The sequence below is a fragment of the Pseudoalteromonas sp. Ld20 genome (genome assembly GCF_045064175.1).
Lineage (GTDB): Bacteria > Pseudomonadota > Gammaproteobacteria > Enterobacterales > Alteromonadaceae > Pseudoalteromonas > Pseudoalteromonas neustonica.
The window spans coordinates 1-2,068 of sequence record NZ_JBISHB010000016.1 but is presented as its reverse complement, the minus strand read 5'-3'; the positions used below and the strand labels follow the sequence as shown (position 1 = coordinate 2,068).

At 38.1% G+C, this 2,068-nt stretch carries 3 protein-coding genes and 1 pseudogene; 1 reads left to right on the top strand and 3 read right to left on the bottom strand.

Features of this window, described 5'->3' with window-relative positions:
- Positions 1-380: 380 nt before the first annotated feature.
- Both ACJJVX_RS00235 and ACJJVX_RS00230 read right to left on the bottom strand, forming a co-directional pair.
- The gene (locus ACJJVX_RS00235) at positions 381-641 is read right to left on the bottom strand and encodes a Txe/YoeB family addiction module toxin (RefSeq protein WP_028865307.1); all 261 of its coding nucleotides are present in this window, start codon (positions 639-641) and stop codon (positions 381-383) included.
- The gene (locus tag ACJJVX_RS00230; RefSeq protein WP_054203492.1) at positions 638-889 is read right to left on the bottom strand and encodes a type II toxin-antitoxin system Phd/YefM family antitoxin; all 252 of its coding nucleotides are present in this window, start codon (positions 887-889) and stop codon (positions 638-640) included. The genes ACJJVX_RS00235 and ACJJVX_RS00230 overlap by 4 nt, the downstream gene beginning before the upstream one ends.
- Before the next feature lie 322 nt (positions 890-1,211).
- Between ACJJVX_RS00230 and ACJJVX_RS00225 the strand changes: the two genes are divergently transcribed.
- Positions 1,212-1,538: a hypothetical protein gene (locus ACJJVX_RS00225; RefSeq protein ID WP_170174151.1), complete on the top strand. Its 327-nt coding sequence runs from the start codon at positions 1,212-1,214 to the stop codon at positions 1,536-1,538.
- A gap of 82 nt (positions 1,539-1,620) precedes the next feature.
- Here the strand turns inward: ACJJVX_RS00225 and ACJJVX_RS00220 are convergent.
- Positions 1,621-1,935, bottom strand: a pseudogene (locus ACJJVX_RS00220) (hypothetical protein); the annotation flags it as partial.
- Positions 1,936-2,068: the final 133 nt, after the last annotated feature.

The following is a 2,068-nucleotide window of genomic DNA, read 5'->3' as shown; positions in this document are numbered from 1 at the left end:
AATGCTTTAAAAACGCTTAGAGTTAATTACAGGAGCTCGTTTTTTAATTGAATTTGGCTGTTAGAGTAATTCTACAGCCTCGTTGTGGCTGTAGAATTACTCTTTTTTAAGAAAAACAGCCAGTTTTGTGGGTCCTAAATGCATTGCCTAGTGCTTTAAAAACGCTTAGAGTTAATTATAGGAGCTCGTTTTTTAATTGAATTTGGCTGTTAGAGTAATTCTACAGCCTCGTTGTGGCTGTAGAATTAATCTTTTTTAAGAAAAAAAGCCAGTTTTATGGGTTCCAAATGCATTACCTAATGCTTTAAAAGCGCTTAGAGTTAATTACAGGAGCTCGTTTTTTAATTGAATTTGGCTGTTAGAGTTATTCTACAGGCTCGTTATGTGCCGTAGTGATAGCGCAGTTGTGCTATTAGAATTGTATCATTTTGGTTTTTGTATACGATTCTATGTTCGTCATTTATTCGACGAGACCAGTAGCCTGATAAACCGTGTTTAAGAGGCTCTGGTTTTCCAATACCTTCAGTAGGGTTACGTTGGATATCCTTGATTAGTAAATTAATACGTTTAAGTATTTTTTTATCTGTCGTTTGCCAGTAAAGGTATTGTTCCCAAGCTTTAGTCGAAAAAGTCAGCTTCATTCTATGAGCTCTCTTTCAGTTCCATTGCCAGCTTCAAGTTCGGCAATAGACTCTAAAAGTTCGCGTGCATTTGCTGGTGATCTAAGTAAATATGTAGTTTCCTGCATTGCGTTATAGTCTTCTAAAGACATCATAACAACAGGATCTTCACTTTTACGTGTAATAATAACTGGTGCATGATCATTACAAACATGCGCCATTGTTCTTGCTAGATTCGCTCTAGCTGATGTATAACTTATTGCATCCATGTGAACTCCAAAATGTTCATGTACGTTTATTTGTACATTGTAGCGTAAGGGCACATAACAAGCAATTTAAGTCGGAACTCCAACAGTTGGCTGAGTTTCGCTTCGCTACACATTATAGCCAACTGTTTCCGTCCGCTTAATTGGGCGTTGTGGCTGTAGAATTACTCTTTTTTAAGAAAAACAGCCTGTTTTATGGGTTCCAAATGCATTACCTAATGCTTTAAAAACGCTTAGAGTTAATTATAGGAGCTCGTTTTTTAATTGAATTTGGCTGTTAGAGTTATTCTACAGCCTCGTTAGCTGTTTTTACTAGGGTGGTCTTTTGCGATTAGAATCAAATCTTGAAAATGTTATGAGTGAAATTGACTCTTTCGAATGGAATCTATATGCATATATATATCCTGATAACTCAATCTGCATGTCGTCACTGATTCTTATAATCGATGATGATGCGGAAGAAGAACGAGATGACGACGATGAGCCAATTTATCCTGTGGCTAAAGGGTATAAAAGCTTTCTTAGTGTGGCTGATCTTCAAAGTATTAAAAGTAATTTACTTGAGCAAAAGCCTGATTATAGTCAGAATGAGCTTTTAAGTGCTGTTATGCATTACTATGAAAACGATGCGTTTATACTAATCAACAGCTAATCGGGTAGCCGGAGGTCTCTAACCTCCAGCCCCCACACCACCCATCATGCGCTTTTTATTAACAGGAAGCGCAATGGGCGGTTCATCTCCCGTAATGAATATTGATCCAAACATCTCTCAATGACACTAAACCTTGTGACGCTAAGTAATCATTGCCTAATGCAATGTTAATTCCTTTTGTTTTTGAGCTTCTACAAGGGCCTTCGCTTCCAAGCGCCTACTTTTGGTACTGGTGATACCACAGGCTATGGCGAGTCGCTCGCTAACACCCAATTTCATTAAACTGCGTACTTTGGTACGGGCTATTCCTTTGGAAAGAGCGCCATTGCCGCCAGTAGCACATTCTTATCCTACGGCGGATCCAATGATCTAAATCCACTGTTAGTTGATAAGTGGACTGCCCATAGATAATTGGACTCCCTCACCCTTAACGAGTGAGGTAATATAAAAGTTACCACACAAATATATTAAAAGAGTCCTGTTATGTATCGTACTAGAGTTGGCGTTGATTTAGCAAAAAAAGTTATTCA

Coding starts and splice junctions, on each gene's coding strand:
- ACJJVX_RS00230 (WP_054203492.1), bottom strand. CDS start 889: ATGGATGCAATAAGTTATACATCAGCTAGAGCGAATCTAGCAAGAACA.
- ACJJVX_RS00235 (WP_028865307.1), bottom strand. CDS start 641: ATGAAGCTGACTTTTTCGACTAAAGCTTGGGAACAATACCTTTACTGG.